The sequence below is a fragment of the Burkholderia sp. BE12 genome (assembly GCF_002959955.1).
Taxonomy (GTDB): domain Bacteria; phylum Pseudomonadota; class Gammaproteobacteria; order Burkholderiales; family Burkholderiaceae; genus Burkholderia.
This window is the reverse complement of record NZ_PREY01000028.1, coordinates 66,219-86,898: the sequence shown is the minus strand read 5'-3', so window position 1 is coordinate 86,898 and position 20,680 is coordinate 66,219. Positions and strand designations below refer to the sequence as shown.

16 protein-coding genes and 1 pseudogene are annotated in these 20,680 nt (G+C 64.4%); 5 read left to right on the top strand and 12 right to left on the bottom strand.

The annotated features are described in order from the left end of the window. Positions 1–1,496 precede the first annotated feature (1,496 nt). Positions 1,497–2,813, top strand: a complete 1,317-nt coding sequence (locus C4B30_RS26610; RefSeq protein WP_027786275.1) for a replication initiation protein — start codon at positions 1,497–1,499, stop codon at positions 2,811–2,813. A 93-nt stretch (positions 2,814–2,906) separates the two neighbouring features. On the opposite strand, the gene C4B30_RS26605 is transcribed toward C4B30_RS26610, so the two are convergent. The 4 genes from C4B30_RS26605 to C4B30_RS26590 all read right to left on the bottom strand — a co-directional run bounded on the left by C4B30_RS26605 (position 2,907) and on the right by C4B30_RS26590 (position 8,504). Continuing rightward, positions 2,907–3,938 (bottom strand): ParB/RepB/Spo0J family partition protein, encoded by a 1,032-nt coding sequence (locus C4B30_RS26605; protein WP_027786276.1) that lies wholly within the window; start codon positions 3,936–3,938, stop codon positions 2,907–2,909. After that, complete coding sequence (locus C4B30_RS26600) at positions 3,931–4,626, bottom strand: ParA family protein (RefSeq protein ID WP_027786277.1); 696 nt, start codon at positions 4,624–4,626, stop codon at positions 3,931–3,933. The genes C4B30_RS26605 and C4B30_RS26600 overlap by 8 nt, the downstream gene beginning before the upstream one ends. A 1,634-nt stretch (positions 4,627–6,260) precedes the next feature. Continuing rightward, a complete protein-coding gene (locus C4B30_RS26595; RefSeq protein ID WP_027786278.1) occupies positions 6,261–7,277 on the bottom strand; it encodes an AraC family transcriptional regulator in 1,017 nt (338 codons plus the stop codon). Positions 7,278–7,379: 102 nt separating this feature from the next. Next, positions 7,380–8,504 (bottom strand): MBL fold metallo-hydrolase, encoded by a 1,125-nt coding sequence (locus tag C4B30_RS26590; RefSeq protein WP_027786279.1) that lies wholly within the window; start codon positions 8,502–8,504, stop codon positions 7,380–7,382. Between the two features lie 83 nt (positions 8,505–8,587). Between C4B30_RS26590 and C4B30_RS26585 the strand changes: the two genes are divergently transcribed. Both C4B30_RS26585 and C4B30_RS26580 read left to right on the top strand, forming a co-directional pair. Further along, complete coding sequence (locus C4B30_RS26585) at positions 8,588–9,241, top strand: TetR/AcrR family transcriptional regulator (RefSeq protein WP_027786280.1); 654 nt, start codon at positions 8,588–8,590, stop codon at positions 9,239–9,241. Between the two features lie 147 nt (positions 9,242–9,388). Beyond that, on the top strand, positions 9,389–9,880 hold the full coding sequence (locus C4B30_RS26580; RefSeq protein ID WP_027786281.1) for a flavodoxin family protein: 492 nt from the start codon (positions 9,389–9,391) through the stop codon (positions 9,878–9,880). 104 nt (positions 9,881–9,984) lie between these two features. On the opposite strand, the gene C4B30_RS26575 is transcribed toward C4B30_RS26580, so the two are convergent. Then, positions 9,985–10,575, bottom strand: coding sequence for a DUF2889 domain-containing protein (locus C4B30_RS26575; protein WP_027786282.1), 591 nt, complete (start codon positions 10,573–10,575; stop codon positions 9,985–9,987). 646 nt (positions 10,576–11,221) lie between these two features. Here C4B30_RS26575 and C4B30_RS26570 point away from each other — a divergent pair. Both C4B30_RS26570 and C4B30_RS26565 read left to right on the top strand, forming a co-directional pair. Continuing rightward, positions 11,222–11,899 (top strand): ProQ/FinO family protein, encoded by a 678-nt coding sequence (locus C4B30_RS26570; protein WP_027786283.1) that lies wholly within the window; start codon positions 11,222–11,224, stop codon positions 11,897–11,899. Positions 11,900–12,356: 457 nt separating this feature from the next. Beyond that, a pseudogene (locus C4B30_RS26565) lies at positions 12,357–13,418 on the top strand (DMT family transporter). A gap of 341 nt (positions 13,419–13,759) precedes the next feature. On the opposite strand, the gene C4B30_RS26560 reads toward C4B30_RS26565, so the two are convergent. From C4B30_RS26560 to C4B30_RS26530, 7 genes are all read right to left on the bottom strand, one after another. Then, positions 13,760–14,347 (bottom strand): nitrogen fixation protein NifQ, encoded by a 588-nt coding sequence (locus C4B30_RS26560; protein ID WP_027786284.1) that lies wholly within the window; start codon positions 14,345–14,347, stop codon positions 13,760–13,762. Between the two features lie 75 nt (positions 14,348–14,422). Next, positions 14,423–14,848, bottom strand: a complete 426-nt coding sequence (locus C4B30_RS26555; RefSeq protein WP_027786285.1) for a TOBE domain-containing protein — start codon at positions 14,846–14,848, stop codon at positions 14,423–14,425. Positions 14,849–15,013: 165 nt separating this feature from the next. Continuing rightward, the gene (locus C4B30_RS26550; RefSeq protein ID WP_027786286.1) at positions 15,014–16,519 is read right to left on the bottom strand and encodes an efflux transporter outer membrane subunit; all 1,506 of its coding nucleotides are present in this window, start codon (positions 16,517–16,519) and stop codon (positions 15,014–15,016) included. Further along, positions 16,516–17,484, bottom strand: coding sequence for an efflux RND transporter periplasmic adaptor subunit (locus tag C4B30_RS26545; protein WP_027786287.1), 969 nt, complete (start codon positions 17,482–17,484; stop codon positions 16,516–16,518). The genes C4B30_RS26550 and C4B30_RS26545 overlap by 4 nt, the downstream gene beginning before the upstream one ends. Before the next feature lies 1 nt (position 17,485). Then, a complete protein-coding gene (locus C4B30_RS26540) occupies positions 17,486–17,698 on the bottom strand; it encodes a DUF1656 domain-containing protein (protein ID WP_006481008.1) in 213 nt (70 codons plus the stop codon). A 34-nt stretch (positions 17,699–17,732) separates the two neighbouring features. Further along, positions 17,733–19,856 (bottom strand): FUSC family protein, encoded by a 2,124-nt coding sequence (locus C4B30_RS26535; RefSeq protein WP_027786288.1) that lies wholly within the window; start codon positions 19,854–19,856, stop codon positions 17,733–17,735. Beyond that, a complete protein-coding gene (locus C4B30_RS26530; protein WP_027786289.1) occupies positions 19,853–20,341 on the bottom strand; it encodes a MarR family winged helix-turn-helix transcriptional regulator in 489 nt (162 codons plus the stop codon). The genes C4B30_RS26535 and C4B30_RS26530 overlap by 4 nt, the downstream gene beginning before the upstream one ends. Positions 20,342–20,680 lie beyond the last annotated feature (339 nt).

The window sequence follows — 20,680 nt, the reverse complement described above, 5'->3', positions numbered from 1 at the left end:
GGCGCACCCGGTTCGTTTTCGGGCGAGGTCTGAGTCTCTCGTTGCCGGCGACGGGCCAGCATGACTTCCCGGGCGAGGCTCCAAAGGTAGAAAAACGGACGGGTCGTGGGGATGAAAAACAGCCAGGCGCGGATCCCGTCCGGCACAGTCCACAGGCTAAATTTGGCGAGCCGCGTCACAGGCGATCGACAAAAACTTGTCCCCAGACGACGCAGCGCGAGTACAAAAAACCACTTGAAACGGGTCCAGGATGATTTCGAACCGCTGTGGGGGGAAATCGACGGGATTCGTTCCGCTGGTCAATCACGGGTGCCGAGAGGGCACTGGGCAGAGTTTTGGGTCCCATAAACGGGAACCTCTACGTTGAATCCAGGGATTTCTTCCCATAAGTTTCTACGTTTCGGTGTTTGTGAGTGGGCACTTACCTCTTCGGGTTGCCTTGTCAGGCCTGATGTTGTCCAGGCAGAGGGTCCCAAACACAGGGCAAGTCAGCCTGAGTCGAGCGTTCTGGGCGCATGGCATCCCACAGATGGCTCCCATTGGTAGCGGTTTATGGGGTTCGTCTTTCTGTGCAAGCACACGTGTGTTTACATCTTTGGTAAACCACGTTTACTTCTTTAACTACTTTTAGACGGCTCGCAGCCTTGTGTGCCAAGGGTTTGAGCGGTGTTCGGTACCCATTTATGGGAGCACAGGTGGAAGGGTCTGGGGTTTCAGGTCTGTGGATTTGGGGGTTGGGGTACCGCGCTGTGGGGAATCGGGGTTGTGGATATGGGGCGAACGTATCCTGTTATGGGAAATCGACCGCAATTCGCGTTGGGTAGCCGTCTATGGGAACACATGAAGGTAGCCTTTTATGGGGTGCTTTTCTCGATCGGTAGTCGAATGTGTGCACAGCGATTTTTCTCGGGTAGCCGGTTATGGGGAGTCTCTCAGGTATCCATTTATGGGAGGCTATTTCTGTCAATTCTCTGCTCATCGCTTCGGCGTCCCATGAAGCTTTCCCATAGACAGGGCCAAGGCCGTGGACAGGTTACCTTTTATGGGGAAAACGAATGGTTGCCATTTATGGGAGCGATTTCCACCTTGAGGACGGAAAGCAAGAGTGTCTCCGATACTGACAGGGACCCATCTATGGGAATCGACGAAGGTAGCAAGTTATGGGAGAAAACCTCGGTCGTGTTGCAGGGCACCACGAATCCTGCCGGCGATCTCGATTCCGCTCATTTGCCCCCATGGACGGGTACCTTCTTTGTGGCAAATCTTGTGCCGGGTTTCCCTGTGCACCCCTGAAAGGTAGCGACTTCTGGGAGGCTTTTTTGATCAAAAGGTAGATGGATATGGGGCTCTGCGCAAATCGCGTAACCGGCATTTTCCATTTTGTATCAGTGAGTTAAATAAGATAGTGAAAGTGATGCTGGAGCAAGGACGTTGCTCCGCGGCACGAAAAGGTATAAAGTCCGCTTTCAATAAGGCAACCTTACCCGGACACGACGATGCCGCGCAAGCCCGCAAGTAAAGGCTCAGACAAACAGGTTTCGCTGTTTCAGACCCCCGAGCCTCCCGACTTGTTGCGCAAGGCGGTCCAGGCGATTCATATCGCACCGAAGTCGGGAAAGATCGGTCTGCAACAGCGCAAGATGTTCAGCTCGCTGATCAAGAACGCGCTTCGGCAGGAGGCGTTCGAACCGGGCCGGACGAGCTTCTCGATCTCGATCGCGTCGCTGTCGCACGAGAGCGGATTGAACAGCAACAACACGAAGTACGTGAAGGACACGGTCAACTCGTTGATCAGTACCGTCGTCAACTGGGACTACCTGGCCGCGGACCGTTCGACGGTCTGGAAAGCGTCGGGCCTGCTCGCCGGCGCGGAGCTCGAGCAATCGGTGCTGAAGTACAGCTTCTCCGACCAGATTCGCAGCGAACTGCTCAATCCCGAAATCTACGCGCTGATCGATATGCGGATCGCGCGCGAGTTCCGGCGGTCGCACTCGCTCGCGCTGTGGGAAAACACGGTGCGCTACGAAGGGATCGGCATCACCGCGAAGATTCCGTTGCCGAAATTCCGTGACCTCATTCTCGGCCAGGACAAGGCATCGCAGTCGTACAAGGAATACAAGCTGTTCAAGAGCAAGGTCCTGGTGCCGTGCATCCAGGAGGTGAACGAAGTATCGGACCACACGCTCGAGCTGATCGAACACAAATCCGGCCGCAGCGTGGAAGCCGTGCAGTTCAAGGTGACGCGCAAGCAAAGCACCGATACGGTCGAAGAAGGCGACGTCAAGAACGAAGCGCTGGTCGACGAGGTCGCGAAGTTCGGCATTCCGCGTTCGGAAGCGCGCCGGCTGATCACGCAATACGGCGTGCAGCGCATCAAGGCGGCGATCGCCTATACGCTCAATCGGACTACGAAGAAGAATGCGGCGCCGGTCGACAACGTCGCCGCGTACTTCCGCAAGGCGCTGACGCACGGTTACACGCTGGCCGACGGGCAGGGAACCGAAGCAGCCGCGCCGGCGAAGGAGTCCGCGCAGAGCAAGCAGGAACAGATTCGCGACAAGTATCTGGCGGCGAAGGTCGAGGAAGCCGGCGCGTATTTCCGCGAGTTGGAGATCGACGACCAGACCAAGCTGATCGAGCGTTACAACGAGACGGTGGCGGGTTCGAAGGACCTGACGCTGTCGCCGAAGAAAAAGGCGAGCAAGCTGGCGCAGACCAGCTTCTTCCGATGGCTGGCACTCGACACCTGGGGCGAGCCGACCTCGGACGACCTGCTGGAATTCCTGCTCAAAAGCAGCCTCGCGGGCAACTGAACGAGGCCTCGCTGCCGTGCGCGCCTTCGCCGGACCATGGTGCGGTCCGGCGTTGCGGCGCAGTGCGGAGGCGAGACCTTTTGCCGGTGGACGTTACTTTGACGTGGCCGCCGCCAGATCGGCGACGTACGCGTCGATGACGGTCTTGAGCTTGTCGGCAAGCGCTTCCTGGTGGGATGCGTCGACGCCCTTGAGCTGCAGATCCAGACGCCCGTCCGGATAGGTTTTCAACTGGCCGATCGCGCGCGATTCGAGTGCGAAGTCATGACGGACGCTGTAGCGTGTGCGTCCGGGTTTCTTGGCGCCGTCGCTCTGCGTACGCAGGAAATTTTCGAGATCGCGGACGGATTTTTTCCGGTCGATCACGGCCGTCAGCAGCCGGTCGGCCGTCGGCTCGCCCAGGCGTTCGAAGATCAGCTTCAGGAAATACGCAGCCTGCAGACCGACCACGTCGTTTGCACTGGCCATCCGCTCCAGCAACGTATTCGGCAACGCGTTCAGCGACAGCGTCTTGCTGATCGATGCCTTGTCCTTGCCGATTTTCTCCGCCAGCGTGTTCTGGTCGGCAAAGACCTTCTCGTCCAGGAGACGTTTCCATGCCACCGCATCATCGAAGATCGTCTGGCGTTCGTGGTCGTGGTTCGCCCGATACGCGATCGTATAGAGCTGTTCGGGCGTGTGATCCGTGCGGAACGTCGCATTGATCGTTTCGTCGCCGTTGATGCTCGTCGCTCGCAGGCGGCGTTGCCCGTCGATCACGACGAGCTTGCCGGGAAACTCGGGGAGCCGCGTGACCTTGATCGGTTCGATCTGCCCTTCCCGTTTCAACGTCAGCGCGAGTTCGTGCAGGCTCGACTCCGAGTAGAACACGCGCGGGTTGAACGGGTTCGGGATGCAGTCCTTGACCAGCACCTTCTGCGGCGCGTCCAGATCGGACGTACCGGCGGGCGCGGTTGCGGCCGCTACACTGGCGGGCGTCGCTTCAACGACGGCAGCCGGTGCGGCCGCCGGCTCGGGCAGCCGCGTTTCGAGTGCCGCATTTTCCTGCGCGAGTCCGCGCAACAGGCCGGCTGCCAGATGCAGGTTGCCGGTCGGCTTCTTGTCTTTCGAGGTGTCCTTAGCCATGGGCGGCTCCGGTAGCGCGCGTCGACGCGATGTATTGGGCCATTTCCGTGACCAGCTTTTCGATTTCCGCCCGGGCTTCCTTCAGGCCCTTCATGTATCGATTGTGGTGATGGATCGTGGTACCGAGCGCGAACGTCTGACGATAGACCTCGCGTTGCGCGATCTGGCTGTCGAGCAGATGCTCCCCTATTTCTTCAGCCCTTAGAATTTTTAAAATTTCTTCACGCATTTTAGTTTTTCCATTAACACTATTCAACATCAATGCGGAAGAAAGTTGAGGGTTTCGAACGGCACGCATCGACTCGATCATGCGGATCATGGCGACGGTGCTGTACAGATCGGCCGGTGACGGCGAAAGCGGCACCAGGCAGAAGTCGGCCACTTCGAGGACGGATGCAATACGCGGATCTTCGAGGTTGCCGGGGCAGTCGACGACGATCACGTCGAAATTTGCGTCCTGCTTCTTGATCTCGCCGCCGATGCCGCGGCCGGCGGGCGCCAGCGACAGGACCGTCATCGGGAGTGTGTTCTCGCCGCTCGTGACCCAACGGACGGAAGTGCCTTGAGGGTCGGCATCGATCAGTGCGACCTTGTTGCCGCCGGCTTCGAACGCAGCCGCGATGTTGACGGAGATGGTTGTCTTTCCAGTCCCACCTTTTTGATTACTGACGGCGATCTTGAAAGCCATTGAATTCCTCCACGGAGTTTTTCGTAATATATGCAGTTATTCATGGAATGTCCAGAAAAGCGCTCGATCCCGTGGACGTTTTATTGAGCATTGTGGTTGTTACGTGACAAATAGGCCGAATGGCCAAAACACTATTCGCGAGTGACTCGATAAAAAATCGTCGACTACGGTTTATAAATAACAATCGACATAAAGAAAGCGACTGTCTTTGACATCGATAACGGACCATGGCGCTGAGACTTCATGCCTCGTCGTATGTTGATTCCATTCGAAGCTCGGTACGAATCCGTGTCCATGATGTTGTCGGCAGCGCGAAAAGAGGCAGTTGTCACGTGACAAGTCCCCGGACACTCGATTCCTCCCGAGGCGTACGTGGCGGGGAAGTCTTCGATGCGAGTACTACTTGGGTGGCGATGAAGCCGCTTAACTTCAATTGCCGATGCGTGGCTCGTGACTACCTACGCTTACCTGGCGACGAGATGGGTTGTCACGTGACAAACGCCTCCAGGCGCGCACCGAGGAGAGACTTTGCGATCATCAACGAATAGCCGTGGTTGGTCGATCCAGTCTGCGTAGGAGGCGTATTGCTCAGGAAAAAGGCGTCGCCGATAGCTTTTAGTCCACCTGGCACGTCGCTGAATCGGTAAGTTGTCACGTGACAACAGGAGGCGATGTCTGGAAGCTCGGGCGGCGTGAGGACGTATAAAGAATGCGTTCCGGGCGGCATTGCAAAGGAGCGTCCGGGTAGCGAGATCCGGGCATGATTGGCGGCTCACCTGATTCCTCTCGTCGTGCGTGCGCTCGTATGCTGACGCGATGCCACTGAGCGATTGCCGAGGTATGTCCCAAAGGGGATATCGTCATCGTATTGATATGTCCCTATTTTTGTGGGCGTGAAGTTTGGCATCGCCGCTCGTACTGCTCTTGGCATCGCCGCTCGTACTGCTCGGATAGGGCAGGGGGTTAGTTTTGTGGCAGGTATCCGATGCGTTGCACCGGGGGTAGCAAAGTGCGTAAGGTTGCAGCGTATATAGGCCGCAATTGGTGCCGAATGCACGTGCCAGAAGCATGTGACGATCTAAACGAGGCGGGTCGTGAAACATTCTCCGAAAATCGGTGGTTGCCGGAAATCCTTGTGTGGCAATGGCTTGCGCCATATTCTTCATGTTGTTTCACGCGAAAAGAGGACAGCGGCGCCCAGAAATGGGGGCGTATGCTTTTTCAGCCTACCAACGTGAAAGTTGATGCCAACGGCATGCAAATTTGTTTTTGATAGTACGTAATTTGTAGTGTTCGATACGTTTCTCGATGAGGCATCTCCGGAGGACATCGACATGCCGGCGGATCGGTGCACAACCGAACGGCGTCGAGGCGCCAATTCAGCGCAACGTGCGCCGATATTTAGCGCCAGTTGTCACGTGACAACGCATCTCTCGAGCACCCGATTCATGGAATCTGAGAGCATCGCGAGAAGAAGCTAAGGTTGGAGGAGGCGGGAAGAAATCCGGTGCGCGGCCGGTACAACGTAGTCTTCGGAAGAGGAGCGAGCCCACTCGACCCATCGTGCGAGAAGCCCATCCCGCACCTTGGAGATCCCGTCAGAACCAGCACATCTCCCCCGTCGCCCATCGCGATCAATAACTCGCCACGATCGACAGAGCGACGTCCGCGCCACCTCTCAGGCTATCGATATCCCTTCGCGGAGAGTTACCGAATAGCCGACTATATTCGCGGTTGAACTGGGTTGGGCTCGCATACCCGACCCGGAAGGCCGCCGAGGCAGCGTCGAGCCGCTCCGCCAGCATCAGTCGACGTGCCTCGTTGAGCCGTATCCATTTCTGATACTGCAATGGACTCATGCCGGTGAGCTGACGGAAGTGGTGATGGAAGGTCGAGCTGCTCATCTGAACCTGCGCCGCGAGATCATCGACGCGTAACGACTCGTCATAGTGAGCGCGCAACCACCGGATCGCGCGTGACACGCGGTTGCACTGACTGCCGGCGGACGCAATCTGGCGCAGCCGGGCGCCCTGGTCGCTCGTCAGCAGCCGATAGTAAATTTCCCGCTCGACGTACGGTGCGAGAACGGGAATGGCGTTCGGGTCGTCCAGCAGCGCGAGTAACCGGTTTAGCGCGTCGTACAGCGGTTCGGTCATGTCGCCGACGACGAGTCCGCGGCCTGCTGGCGCATCGTCGTGATCCGGCGCGACTTGCATCATCAGTTCGGCCATGACGCGGAAGTCGAGCTTGAGGCCCAGCCCGAGAAACGGTTTGTCGGGGCGGGCCTCGACGATCTGCGTCGAACCGGGCAGATCGAGAGACGTGATCAGAAAGCGGTCGGCGTCGTAGATGTAGGCGTCCCCGCTCTGCATGACCTGCTTCGCACCCTGAACGACGAGGCCGAAGCTCGGCTCGACCATGCATTCCATCGGCAGCGTCGGTGCTTCCCTTCGATGAAAGCTCAAGTTGGGAATGGCCGTGTTGAGCTGATTGACACCTTCGGTCCATCTCGCGACGCGCTCCGCGAGCGTCTGTCGCAGCTCGTTTTCACGGCTGCGGCGGATCGAACGATGGCCTGCCTGATCGAATGCCGCGATGGCGACGTCATCGTCTCCTTGGCCGGGTATGTATCGGACGGATACCGGATGCATGACTTCTCTACTCGAATAATCAGGTCGAAGGCAGGCCGTCGACGTGCAGGGGAGGCCGGCGGCACGCCCCCTGCCCGGAACGCACGTGCAACGACTGGCGGGCTACTTCGTTGCCTGCGATGCGCAAAGCTGCCGGCGTCGCGATTTCGCCGCCGGCGCTGGCGCGCGGTCGTCGACCGTGCGCCACCAGCGCTCACCGCGATGCGGTGCGCCGAGATCGAGGCGTTCGCCCATCCTCGGTGTCGACAGCTCGATGCCGCGCACGAGCGCCAACGCCGTGACACGCTCGAACGGCTCCTGCCAGCGATGCATGGCGAGGTCGAACGTGCCGTTGTGGATCGGGATCAGCCAGCGTCCGCGCAAATCGATGTGGGCCTGCACGGTTTCTTCCGGCTGCATGTGCACGTACGGCCATTGCGCATCATAGGCGCCTGTTTCGATCAGCGTGACGTCGAACGGCCCGAGGCGCTCGCCGATTTCCCGAAAGCCGTCGAAATAGCCTGTATCGCCGCTGAAGAAGAGGCGCAGGTCGTCGTCGACGATCACCCACGACGCCCACAGCGTACTGTTGCCGTCGAACAGGCTACGCCCGGAAAAGTGCTGGGCGGGCGTAGCCGTCAGCGTCAGCCCGGCCACGTCCATGCTTTGCCACCAGTCGAGCTGGCGGACCTTGTTCGCGTCGATACCCCATTCGATCAGCCGATCGCCGACGCCCAACGTCGTCACGAACACGCCGGTGGTTGCGGCAAGCGCGAGCACCGTGTCGCGGTCGAGGTGATCATAATGATCGTGCGACAGGATCACGCCGCGCAGCGGCGGAAGATCCTCCAGCGCGATCGGCGGCGCATGAAAGCGCTTGGGGCCGATGCGCCGAAACGGCGATGCGCGCTCGGCAAAGACCGGATCGGTCAACCAGAATTCGCCGCGCAACTTCAGCAACAGCGTCGAATGGCCGAGCCGGTACAGGCTGCGATCGGGCGCCACGTCGAGTTCGGCGCGGGTCAGCGAATCGACGGGCAAGGCGCCGGCGGGCACGGTATGACGCGGCTTGTTGACCAGCATGTTCCAGGCGATTCCCAGCGTCTTGCCCAATCCTTCGGCGGGCCGCGGCGCGACGTTGGCAAAGCGCTCGCCGTTGTGCTGCGGCGAACCGCCGGGCAGCGTCCGGCCACGTCGGGCGGCCGCGAGGCCCAGAATGCGGTGAATCAAAACGAGAGGCGATGCCATGTGGGTCCGTCCGGAGAATAAAGTACACTAAACAGTGTAGTTTATCTTTGGGATAAGTAAACTGCACGGTGTAAAATTTCTGAATGGATACCAGCACTCCCCCTCAGCGTCTGACCGATCGAAAGCGCGCGGCCATCGTCGACGCGGCGATCGAGGAATTTCTTGCGGCGGGCTACGATGCAACGAGCATGGATCGCATCGCGGCACGCGCGGACGTGTCGAAGCGCACCGTCTACAACCACTTCCCGGGCAAGGAGACGCTGTTCGCCGCGATCCTGAACAAATTGTGGGACGCGACCCGGACCGGCAACTCGCCGACTTATCGCGCCGACGTGCCGCTGCGCGATCAACTGCTCGCACTGCTCGACCGCAAATTGCGGTTGATGAACGACGAGGCATTTCTCGCGCTGGCGCGTGTCGCGATCGGCGCGGCCATCCATTCGCCGGAACGGGCGCGCGACATGGTCGAACGCCTCGGCGAGCGTGAGGAAGACGTCGCGATCTGGGTGCGTGCCGCGGCGGCCGCCGGTCGTCTGTCGGTCGCCGATCCGGTGTTCGCCGCGCATCAATTGCATGGCGCCGTGAAGGCGTTCGCGTTCTGGCCGCAGATCACGATGGGCCAGCCGCCGTTGACGGTGCAGGAGCAGCAGAAAGTGGCGGAATCGGCGACCGACATGTTCCTCGCGTACTACGCGCGACCAGACGGCGGCACGGCGCGGCATCGCACGCTCGACTGAACGTGCATCCGTAAGCATCCGGATGCGCGGGCCAATCAAAATCGTTGCAATGCGCGAAACCTGCCGATCCGGGGAAAACGATCGGCTATCCGGCCCAAATTCGACGATACCGCCGGCGCATCCGAAGCCGACTGCGAGCAACTATCCATGAAGACGCTGTTGATCGTCTATCACACGATGACCGGAGGCACGCAGCAGATGGCCGAAGCGGCTGCCGGTGCGGCGCGCGAGCAGCCCGGCGTCGACGTCAGGCTGCAGCGCGCGGACGCGACGAGCGCAGACGACGTGCTGGCCGCCGACGCGTACCTGTTCGCGACGCCGGAGAATCTTGCGGCGATGTCGGGGCTGATGAAGGATTTCTTCGATCGCTGCTACTACGCGGCGCTCGATCGCGTGAACGGCCGTCCGTATGCGGCGATGATTTGCGCGGGAAGCGACGGACAGAACGCATTGCGCCAGATCGACCGGATCGCGACCGGATGGCGGTTGAAGAACGTCGCGCCCGGCCTGATCGTCTGCACGCATGCGCAGACGCCGGAGCGTATTCTCGCGACGAAGACGATCGACCGCGACGCGCTCGCGCGCTGCGCCGAACTGGGTGCGGGGCTCGCCGCGGGGTTGGCGCTGGGCGTTTTCTGATGACGGATGCGGCGGCGCCTATCGACCGAATCGACAAAGGCAGGATCCGCGGCTGTTCGCTCGATACCGTTCCACAACCGCCTAACCGACCGAATGCCGGCGCGCTAGCTGTCCTTTGCCGGTGCCGTCGCCGGAGGCCGGTGATATTCGGGCCAAAGACGTTTCACGAGATCGCGCGATGCGCCGTATGCGTAGCAGCTGTCTATCTTGAGCGGCTTTCCTTCGCTGTCGCGGTAATCGAGCGACGATCGCCGCATGCCGACCATCGTCTGATAGGCCGTCGTGGCGATCGGGCCGAGCAGTTCCTTCAGGTGCGTGCACGTCTCGCAGGACGGCAGGCGCTTGCGAATCTCGCTGTTCCAGCCGGCGCCGATGTTCAATCCGACGAGCGCCTGCAGCGAGTCGCCGCCGCCCGGACACTGCGCATACGGATGCGAGCGGATGAACGTGGATACGGCGCGCACGACCATGTCGATGTCGAAGACCAGTGTCACGCCGAGATCGTGGAGCGGCGTCAGCGCCGCGACTGTCCGCGTGCCGCCGGGTGGCTTGAAATCGCTGGTCTTGCGGTCCGCGAGGCAGGCCGTCACTTCGAACAGGCCATCGCTGCGCCGATAGCCGCGCATGTCGATCTGCCGATGGTGAATCTCCTCGCGCGTGACGTCGTCGTGCGGGGTGTCGTCTTGGGAAACCATGCATCCGCTCCATCGCTCGTAACCGGGTCTTTTCGCAGGCAACGGAATCGCGTCCGATCGATCAGGCGTGCGGTGAAACGCAGGCGGGACATGCTGCCAACGAAGTCGATTCGGCCATACTACGCACTTTCCGATATCTTCGTCCGCGACGCGATCGATGCGGACGCAACGAATCGTGCACCGATGCCGGCGCAAACAAGGGGCGGGCGTGTCGCGCGGCGTCGGGCAGCCACGCCACGCAACGCAACGCGTCGCGGATGGGGCACGACGCTGTTCGACGGCCGTCGCGCGGACCATTGCGTATCGAGTCTCCGCCCAGCCCGATTTCGGGGAGTAGCCGCGAATGGCGTGACATCCGGAAACGTATCCATATAATGCGCAACACGACCGCGTGGACGCATTTTCGGCGTTGCGGATCGGGCAAATGCAGACCGGCGAGTCAACCGGCCGCCCCGCGTACCGGTATACTTCCACTCCTGTCTTGTCCGGCATCGAGGCCGGGTGCCTGAAACAGAGTGGCGTGCGCGATGCGGCCCCGTAGTATTCCGCATCGGCGGCAGGCCGGCCGCACGCGCGGCGGCGACGCTTTTATGCCGCGCGGCACGGCCGCACGAACCACACCTTATATTCCTGGTGGATTGAATTTATGGGTTTTGAACAACTTGCCGAATTGCGGGCGCAGCTCGCAGCGAAGGCCAAGCAGGAGCGCAACGCGAAGCGGCCGGCAGCGCCGACGGACGCCGGCGCGAAGCCGAAGTCCGGCGACCAGCCGTCCCGCGGCGCCAAGCCGGGTGCCGGCGCGAAGCCGCAGCACCGGGCGAAGCCTGCTTCGGCGAAGCCGTCGGCGCCGGTCGATCCGGTCATCGTCGCAATCGGCAAACTGCAGCGGAAGTTTCCGCGCGCGTTCCCGAAGAATCCGGCTCCGAAAGTGCCGCTCAAGGTCGGCATCTGGGACGATCTCGCACGCGAAGCGCAGGCCGTCGGCCTCAACGAAGCCGAATTGCGCGAAGCAATGTCGACGTGGTGCCGCGGCAACCGCTACTGGTCCTGCCTCGTCGAAGACGCGGTGCGCGTCGACCTGCAGGGCAACGAAGTCGGGCGCGTGACGCACGACGACGCGGCGCGTGCGCGCCGCCTGAAGGCTCGCCGCCCCGGCAAGGGTGCGGCGCAATCGGCCAAGGGTGCACCGCAGCAGCCGAAGGCCGAGCAGCAGGCCGAGACCGCTGCCGCGTCGCAACCGGCGCAAGCCGAGGCGGAAGCGGAAGCGAAGGCCCAGACCGACGCCGCGCCGCAGGTCGAACAGCAAGCGGCCGGCAACGAGTAATTCGCACGGCGCTCGCCGACCCTACGGCGCGTACCCGCATGCAAGTCGCATGCGGTGCATGACACGACAGACCGACCTGCCTCGACCGAGGCAGGTCGGGACTGCCTCCCCCGCCGCAGAACCTCCCGGTACATCACCCTCTCGTCGAACAGACAACGCAACCGGACGACTAACGATCGACGTCGGCGCGCATGATATTTCGATTGTGCAATGCTATGCATAACTGATTAACTCGCCGCGTCGACCAGATGATTCGTTTTACGAAATGATCGAGTGGAATCGTCAATCGCCGCGCGAGCGATCCCGCCCGCCCATCCGGACAAAACGGTGCGCGATAATCCCGACTGGGCGCGGGCAAGCCGGGCGCCACGATACGACCCGCCTTTCGAAAAGTAAGGTCAGCCCGTCCCGACCCAAAGCCACGCTTGGCTTCATCAACGTCAATTCGACCCGGACCATGAACCCGAGACATTCCGCGATTTTCGTCGCGCTCGCGGCCGCCGCGCTGTTCGGCGCCGCGACACCGCTCGCCAAGGCGCTGGTCGGCGCGATCTCGCCGTTCATGGTCGCCGGCCTTTTCTATCTCGGCAGCGGTGTCGGGCTCGGCATCGGGATCCTGCTGCGCGGCTGGCACAGCCGACGCGCACCGGCCGTGGATGCCGCGCCGTTGCAGCGTGCCGATCTGCCGTGGCTGGCCGGTGCGATCGCGGCGGGCGGCGTGGCCGGCCCGGCACTGTTGATGCTCGGGCTGTCGAGCACGCCGGCGGCGACGAGCGCGTTGCTGCTCAACCTCTAAGGTGTGCTGACGGCCGTGATCGCGTGGGTCGTATTTCGCGAGAACGTGGATACGCAGGTATTCCTCGGCATGGTGGCGATCGTCGCCGGCGGCACGCTGTTGTCGTGGACGCCGGGCCGCGCCGGCGTGCCGGTCGGAGCGCTGCTGATCGTCGGCGCATGCTTGTGCTGGGCGATCGACAACAACCTGACCCGCAAGGTCGCCGCGAACGACGCGATGGTGATCGCGTGCGTGAAAGGGCTGATCGCGGGGCCCGTGAACATCGGCGTCGCGCTGGCAACCGGCGCGACGCTACCTGCGATACCGGTCACGGCCGCGGCGATGCTGACGGGGCTCGGCGGCTACGGGATCAGCCTCGTGCTGTTCGTGGTCGCGCTGCGCCATCTCGGCAGCGCGCGCACCGGCGCGTACTTTTCGATCGCCCCGCTGTTCGGGGTCGTACTGTCGCTGCTGATCTGGCCCGCGCTGCCACCCGCGACGTTCTGGATCGCGGCCGCGCTGATGGCGCTCGGCATCTGGCTGCACGTGCGCGAACGGCACGAACACACGCATGCGCACGAGCGGCTCGAGCATACGCATCGGCATCGGCACGACGACCATCACCAGCACGCGCACGACTTTCCGTATGACGGCGACGAACCGCACACGCATCCGCACGTGCATCTGCCGATCACGCACAGCCACGCACATTTTCCGGACATTCATCACAGGCATCGACACTGATCGTGTCGTCAGCGATGAGCGCTGCACATTCCAAGGTGACCGTTTATGGGAAACGCAGACAGCCGATCGTCGGCCCCGGAATGCGGATTGCAGGCATGTCGCGGACGCATGTACCGGCTTCGCGCACTGGAAGCCGTTCGTCGCTGGATCGTGCGGAGGGGGCGGAACACGCTCCGGCAACCGGTCTGCGCGTTTGCCGAACATGCGGTCGTTGTTGCGTGAAATATCGGCGATCCGCGAGTTTCGTGGAAGCGGGACGTGGCGCCGAAGTCGCGTAACGACACGTTCTGGCTGACGATGCGACGAAACAGACATCGGCACGCACGTCGCCGCGACGACCATCACGCTCGAGGAAAGCAGAAACCGAAATCCTCGCAGCCCAGGCAGCCGGGTGCGGGCCCGGGCGGCATGCCGAGCGATGCGGCCACTTCCTGCGCAAGGAATTTCTTCCAGCGCAGATGAGCGACGTTGCGCGCGGCGAGCGCGGGGAAAAAGCGCTCGAGCATCGCGGATACCGCGTCGCGCCCATCGAGCCCGAGGTCGCGCCACAGATGATCGGGGCGCAGGCACGCATGCGCGACGATCGAGGCGAGGCAGTCTGCGTCGTCGCGGGCGACGGCCGGATTGGCGTCATCCATCAGCCGTGCGTGCAGCGTCGCGACGAATGCCGAGTGGGCGGCCGGCAACGGTGGCGGCGCGGCCGTCGGCACCAGTGCGGCGGTATCGACCGATCGCAGATGCGGAAACTGCCGGGCCAGCAGGCCGGCGAACTGGCCGGGAGACAAGCCCAGCAGCGAGAGCTCGTTGCGACCCGCGCGTGCCGCAACGAGTGCGCCGAACAACTGCGCGTCGGGCACGTCGGCGTTGGTCGCGGCGGATTGCAACGAATGCAACACCCGTTCATGCGTGTGATCGGTCGAGGCGGTCATCGTCAACCTCCGGACGAGAACCCGGCCGCACTCATACGCGGCGCACGATGAAGCGCCATCGCATCCGTCACGCGATCACTCGACGCCGACGATCACGCTCGATGCCTTGAAGATCGCGGATGCGGCGGTGCCGCTCGCGAGACCGAGACGATCGACGCTGTCATTGGTGACGATCGCGACGATCTCCGCGCCGCCCGCGGCCTTGATCACGACCTCCGAATTGACCGCGCCCTTCGCGACCGACGCGACGGTACCCGCGACGCAGTTGCGAGCCGACACCTTGCTGCCGTCGACGTCGACCATCACGATGACCGAGGACGCCTTGACGAGCGCGAACGCCTTCGTGCCGGCCGCGAGGCCCAGCGACGCGGCGCTGCCGTGGGTGATCACGGCGACGATCTCGAGGCCGTCCTGCGTGCGCAGCGTGATTTCGTCGTTGACGGCACCGGGTTTGACGGCGCCGATCTGGCCGGCGAATTGGTTGCGGGCGCTGGTTCGCATGATGACTCTCCGGGTGGATGCCGCGGCCTGGGCGGCCGCGGTGGCAGATGAATGGAAATGCATCGGCCAGTGTACCGTCAACGCGGATGCCATGGCGCGAATCAGGAGCGCTCGCCGTCATGGCGCGTTGCGTCATGCACGCGTTTCGTGCCGACGGCGATGACGCTACGGTGCTGACGCGCCAATCGCGGGTGCCGCGACGGGGGAGCCGGCGTCCGCCGCGGCTGTCGCGGCCGTCGCGCCGTCGCCGTCCCAACCGCCGCCGAGCGCGAGGAAGAGCCGCACCTGGTCGGCCGCGACCTGGCCCTCAGCCGCCGCGACCTGTGCCTGCACGCTCGTCAACGTGCGCGTCGCGTCGAGATCGGAGATGAACGATTCGCGGCCGGCCGCATAGAGACGATGCGTTTCGGCAGCGGAACTGCGGGCCGATTCGTAGGCCGTGCGCAGCGCATCCGTGCGCTGCACGTCGGCCGCATAGGTCGCGAGGCTCGACTGCGTTTCGCGCAGCGCATTCAGCACGACGCCGTCGAAGTGCGCGAGTGCGCCGCCCGTCGCGGCCTCGGCTTCGCGCACGCGCGCACGCTGGCCATTGACGGGGAACGACCAGCTGATCAGCGGGCCGAACGACCAGCGATTCGTGGTGGACGAAAACAGGTCGGCGGCGACGCCGACCGAGCCGGCCGACGCACCGATGCTGACCGACGGGTACAGCGCGGCGGTCGCCACGCCGATCCGCGCGGTCGCGGCGGCGAGCTGCCGCTCGGCTTCGCGTACGTCGGGACGGCGGCGCAGCAGCGCGGCGCCGTCGCCGATCGGAATCGGCCGACGCAGCTTCGGCAGACGCTCGCATTCGGCGGCGGCTTTCGGCAGGTCGGCCGGCGCGCGTGCGAGCAGCGCGGCGAGCTGGTACTGCGCGATCTTGCGGCGGCCTTCGAAGCGCGGAATGTCGGCGGCGAGCGTGCGCACCTGCGTCACGCCGCGTGTCACGTCGGTCTGGTTGCCGCGCCCGGCATCACGCAGCCGCTGCGACAGCGCGACGCGCTGCTTCTGCAGCGCGAGCGACTGCTTCGCGATCGCGAGTTCGTCGCCGGCCGAGCACGCTTCGACGTACGCGCGCACGACGTCGGCCACGACCGTGATGCGCGCCAGGTCGCCGGCCGCCTTGACGGCCTCGCTGTCCGCCCGCGCGGCTTGGACGCCGCGCCGCAGCTTGCCGAACAGGTCGAGCTCGTACGACACGTTGATACCGACCATGCCTTCGTTGACGATCGGCAGCTTGTTTTCGAGCAGGTATTGCTCGGCCGATTCCTGGGCGCGCTGCACGGCCGCTTCCGCGCTGCCCGAGAAGCCGCCCTGTTCGTTCGCGACCACCAGCGCCGCGCGCGAGCGGGCGAGATTGGCCGCGGCGACGCGCAGGTCGGTGTTCGATTTCAGCGCATCGCGCACGAGCCCGTCGAGTACCGGGTCGTCGTACAGTTGCCACCAGTTGCCGGGCACCGCGTCGCGCGACACCAGCGTGCCGTTCGCGTCGTCGAGCGCATGGTTCGCGAGCGGCGCATTGACGTACGCCTGTTGCGGCAACGTGTAGTCGGGGCCGACCGACTTGCACGCACCGAGGGCGAGCGCAAGCGGGGCGAGCGTCGCCGCGACGCGCAGACCGTGCCGCTTCATTGCGATGCTCCCACGGCGCTCGCGGCCGTACCGGACGCAGTCGGGGCCGCCGACGCGGCGCTGGCTGCGGCCGGTTTTGCATTGTCGTTGCGGCGCGCGTCGGCGTCGCGCATCGACACGGTCGCGGTGCGGCCCGCGATCATCCGGAAATCGTCCGGCACCTCGTCGAGCACGACGCGCACCGGCACGCGCTGCGCGAGCCGCACCCAGCTGAACGCCGGGTTCACGTTCGGCAGCAGGTTCGCGCCCTGCGTGCGGTCGCGATCCTCGATCGCGGCGACGATGCTCTGCACGTGACCGCGCAGCGCATGCGGTTCGCCCATCACGATGATGTCGACCGGCTGGCCGATATGGATGCCGCGCAGCTTGGTTTCCTCGAAGTAGCCGTCGACGCGGAACGAGTTGCGGTCGACGACCGACAGCACCGCGCGGCCGGCCGGCACGTATTCGCCGACGCGCGGGGCGCGGTCGTTCAGGTAGCCATCCACGGGACTGACGATCGTCGTGCGCTGCAGGTTCAGTTTCGCGGTATCGAGCGACACCTGCGCATCGGCGACGCTGGCTTCGCCCTGCTCGACGCGCGTGCGGCTTTCCTCGACCTGTTCGCTCGCGACCAGGTTGCCGAGTTGCACGTTGCGCGCGTATTCGCGTTTCGCCTGCGCCAGCGTCGCGCGGCGCTGCGCGAGCGTCGCTTCGGCGAGCCGTTCCGCGAGCGCGTAGCGCGCCTGGTCGATCACGAACAGCACCTGGCCGCGCTTGACTTCCTGGTTGTCGGCGACCTGCACCGACGTGATGAGGCCAGCCACGTCCGGCGCGACCTGGATCACGTCGGCGCGCACGTGCCCGTCGCGCGTCCACGGCGAGAACATGTAGTAGTTGATGATGCGCCACAGCACGAGGCCGGCCACGACGACGACGATCAGGGTGAGCAGGACTTGCCCTGCCGAGAGCCAGGTTTTTTTCACGTTAGGTAGCCACGAGTTGGTGGGACACGATCACGACGGCGGCCAGCACGAACACGTAGATGCCGAGGTCGAAGATCGAACGGTGCCAGACGAGGCGGTAGAAGCCGACGCGCTCGAGCACCGCGCGCACGACGATGTTGATCAGGTAAGCGATCAGCATCAGCACGAGCGGGGCCGGCACGAACACGCCGAAGATATCGATTTCGCCGATCATGGTCGCGCTCGGAAGGACAGGGTGGAAAGCCGGCTCATGCGCGCGCTCCGTCCGGCGCCTGCGGCGCTTGCGCGGCCGAGGCCGGATACAGCGACAGGCGCAGGCCGACGAGCGCGTGCAGCGTGTCGCGCAGCCGGCGGTGCGTGGCCGGCGCCGTTGGTGCGGCCGCGCCGTCGGCCGGCGCGGCGCCCGGCAGCGTGCGGCCGGCCACGCGCTGCAGCGCGTCGTCGATCGTCGCGAGCAGCGCGGGCGGCGCGGGCTGGCGCGCGTTCGCGGCCGCGCAGCGCGTGTAGTGATCGGTGACGCCGGCCAGCACGCGATCGATCGCGTCGGGCACGTCGCCCGACAGCCGGCGGCGCGAGCGGCGCAAGTCGAGCGCATTCAGCGCGATGCGCAGGTCGCGGAAGCTCTCGATCGACGGGTGGCGGTGGTCGTCGGACGCGCCGAGGCGCGGCAGCAGTTGCGTGACGCGATCGAGCATCCGCGATGCGTGGTTGCGCTGATCGTCGAGCGGCTGCGTCGACGCGGAGCGCGCGACGTCCTCCCAGCCCGAGCGCAGCAGGCGCCGCACCGCGAGTTCCGCGCCGAACGGGCGCGTCGCGCGCGTCCACACGTACGCGAACAGCAGCCCTGCCACACCGGCGAGGTTGCTGTTCAGGAACACGAAGAAATCGGCTTCGTACGCGCTCTGGATGCTGATGAAGGTGGCCGTGTTCACGGCGACGAGCATCGTCACCATGTTGAACTGCGGGCGCGGCAGCAGCGTGCCGATCAAGATGAACGGGCCCGCGAACATCAGCACGAGCATCGCGAAATCGTGCACGTGCGGCAACACGACGAACAGATACAGGCCCGCGAACACGACGCTCGCGGCGGTCGACAGGAAGAACTTGAACACCAGCGGCGCCGGCTCGTCGAGCGCGGCGAAGAAGCTGCACGACACGGCCACGAGCGTGACGGCGGCCGCGCCGTCGTGCCAGCCGGACGAGATCCACAGCCAGCACGCGAACACGATCGCGAACACGACGGTCAGCGTCGAGAACAGCATCATCCCGCGATCGAAGAAGCGCTCGGTGCCGCCGAGCCGCCAGTGCCGATAGCGCGGCTGCCACACGCCCGACTCGTTCGCGATCAGCGCGCGCAGCGAGCGGCAGTCCTGCCAGATGTCGATGACCTGGCGCAGCCGCCACAGCGCATTCGACAGCAGCGCGCCGTCCCAGCTCGCCAGCGCGCTGTCGGGCGGCTGCAGCGCGGCGATGCGCTCGCGCAGGTTGTCCGCGACCGGATCGTGGGCCATGTCGCCGTCGGAGCCGGTCTTGACGGCCGGCAGCGGCGCGTCGAACCATTTCGCGGCATCGGCCAGCAGCGCGTCGAGTGCGGGCGGGCGCACGTGCAGGTCGCGCATCAGCGCGATCAAGGGATCGGCGAGCGACGACATCAGCGGCAGGAACAGCTGCATGCGGCCCGCGAGCGCCTGCGCGCGGGCGAGGACACGCGGATGCGCATGGTCGTAGCCCAACTGACTCAGCAGGAACTCGAGGCCGGTGATCGTCGCGGCGAGCCGCTGCCGGCACGCGGACAGCGCCTTGCCGGCCAGGTGCCCGGACAGCGTTTCGCGGCCGTAGAACGCGGCGTCCTTGAACCACGCGTCGGTGCGCTCGATCAGTGTCGGCGCGAGCCGGTTCGGAAACACGGCGCTGCCGACCACGCTCGCGCAGACGATGCCGAGCACGATTTCCTCGGTGCGCGCGATCGCGACGTCGAATACCGTGGACGGATCGGTGACGGTCGGCAGCGCGATCAGCGGCATCGTATAGCCGGCGAGCATGAAGACGTAGCTGCGCGCGGTGCGGTCGGAGATCGCGAGGTACAGCAGCGTGCCGCACCAGGTCGCGACGATGATGCTGAACAGGAGCGGCGTCTCGACGAACGGCGGCACGAAGAAGATCGCGGCGGCCGCGCCGAGCGCGGTGCCGAGCGCGCGGTACAGCGCCTTCGAGCGCGTCGCGCCGACGAACGGGTTCGACACGATGTAGACGCTCGCCATCGCCCAGTACGGGCGCGGCAACTGGAAATACAGGCCGAGGTACAGCGCCAGCATCGACGCGGCGAACGTCTTGCCCGAGAACAGCCAGTCGCGAAGGCTCGGATAGGTCATGACGCGGAATCGACGGGGCGGGACGGGTGCGACGGGTGTGACGCCGAAGGATGCGGGTCGGCCGCGTTGAACGCGTTCAGCACGCGCAGCGTCGCTTCGAGATCGGCGCGCGACACGCCCTTGAGCACCTGTGCGCGCAGCGCGCGCAGGTCTTCCTCCATCTTCGCGGTGATCGCGCGGCCGGCGGCCGTCAGCGAGATCGTCTTCGCGCGGCGATCGTGCGGATCCTCGTCGCGGCGCGCGAGGCCGGCCGCGCACAGCTGGTCGAGCAGGCGCACGAGCGACGGCCCTTCGATGCCGACGTGCTCGGCGAGCGTGCCTTGCCGCACGCCTTCGCCGAGGCGGCCGGCGATCAGCAGCGGCGTCGCGCAGGCCTCGGATACGTTGTACGCGGTCAGCACGCCGTCGCTGGTGCGGCGCCACTTGCGCGCGGTGAGCACGAGCAGGCTGCTGACGGCGAGGCGGAGGTCGTGCAGATTGGTCATGGGCGAGATGATAGGGCAAAATCATTCGATAGCAAACTATCGGTTTTTGTCACCCGGATGACACAGCGCATGCGGCACGGCCGGCTCGTCTGAAGCAATCTAGGCGGCGTGCCGGCCGTGGTCAAGCTGTGAGGGTGGCGATCCCGAGCCGTCCGCGTGCGTGCGGCGACTATATTGAATGGTCAGACGAGAACCGTCCGGCAGCACGGTGCGCGGCGCGCGGCGGTTCTGCTTCGGCGGAAAGCCGTGCATCCAACCCGAAGCAGCTCGATGCGGCGCATCGCGCGTATGCGTGGACCGACGACGAGCAGGCGTGGGGCGTGGGCGCGGCGCGTGCTC

What these genes read in the sequence shown, in the direction of transcription:
- C4B30_RS26610 (WP_027786275.1), top strand. Translation starts at nt 1,497, where the DNA reads ATGCCGCGCAAGCCCGCAAGTAAAGGCTCAGACAAACAGGTTTCGCTG.
- C4B30_RS26605 (WP_027786276.1), bottom strand. Translation starts at nt 3,938, where the DNA reads ATGGCTAAGGACACCTCGAAAGACAAGAAGCCGACCGGCAACCTGCAT.
- C4B30_RS26600 (WP_027786277.1), bottom strand. Translation starts at nt 4,626, where the DNA reads ATGGCTTTCAAGATCGCCGTCAGTAATCAAAAAGGTGGGACTGGAAAG.
- C4B30_RS26595 (WP_027786278.1), bottom strand. Translation starts at nt 7,277, where the DNA reads ATGCATCCGGTATCCGTCCGATACATACCCGGCCAAGGAGACGATGAC.
- C4B30_RS26590 (WP_027786279.1), bottom strand. Translation starts at nt 8,504, where the DNA reads ATGGCATCGCCTCTCGTTTTGATTCACCGCATTCTGGGCCTCGCGGCC.
- C4B30_RS26585 (WP_027786280.1), top strand. Translation starts at nt 8,588, where the DNA reads ATGGATACCAGCACTCCCCCTCAGCGTCTGACCGATCGAAAGCGCGCG.
- C4B30_RS26580 (WP_027786281.1), top strand. Translation starts at nt 9,389, where the DNA reads ATGAAGACGCTGTTGATCGTCTATCACACGATGACCGGAGGCACGCAG.
- C4B30_RS26575 (WP_027786282.1), bottom strand. Translation starts at nt 10,575, where the DNA reads ATGGTTTCCCAAGACGACACCCCGCACGACGACGTCACGCGCGAGGAG.
- C4B30_RS26570 (WP_027786283.1), top strand. Translation starts at nt 11,222, where the DNA reads ATGGGTTTTGAACAACTTGCCGAATTGCGGGCGCAGCTCGCAGCGAAG.
- C4B30_RS26560 (WP_027786284.1), bottom strand. Translation starts at nt 14,347, where the DNA reads ATGACCGCCTCGACCGATCACACGCATGAACGGGTGTTGCATTCGTTG.
- C4B30_RS26555 (WP_027786285.1), bottom strand. Translation starts at nt 14,848, where the DNA reads ATGCGAACCAGCGCCCGCAACCAATTCGCCGGCCAGATCGGCGCCGTC.
- C4B30_RS26550 (WP_027786286.1), bottom strand. Translation starts at nt 16,519, where the DNA reads ATGAAGCGGCACGGTCTGCGCGTCGCGGCGACGCTCGCCCCGCTTGCG.
- C4B30_RS26540 (WP_006481008.1), bottom strand. Translation starts at nt 17,698, where the DNA reads ATGATCGGCGAAATCGATATCTTCGGCGTGTTCGTGCCGGCCCCGCTC.
- C4B30_RS26535 (WP_027786288.1), bottom strand. Translation starts at nt 19,856, where the DNA reads ATGACCTATCCGAGCCTTCGCGACTGGCTGTTCTCGGGCAAGACGTTC.
- C4B30_RS26530 (WP_027786289.1), bottom strand. Translation starts at nt 20,341, where the DNA reads ATGACCAATCTGCACGACCTCCGCCTCGCCGTCAGCAGCCTGCTCGTG.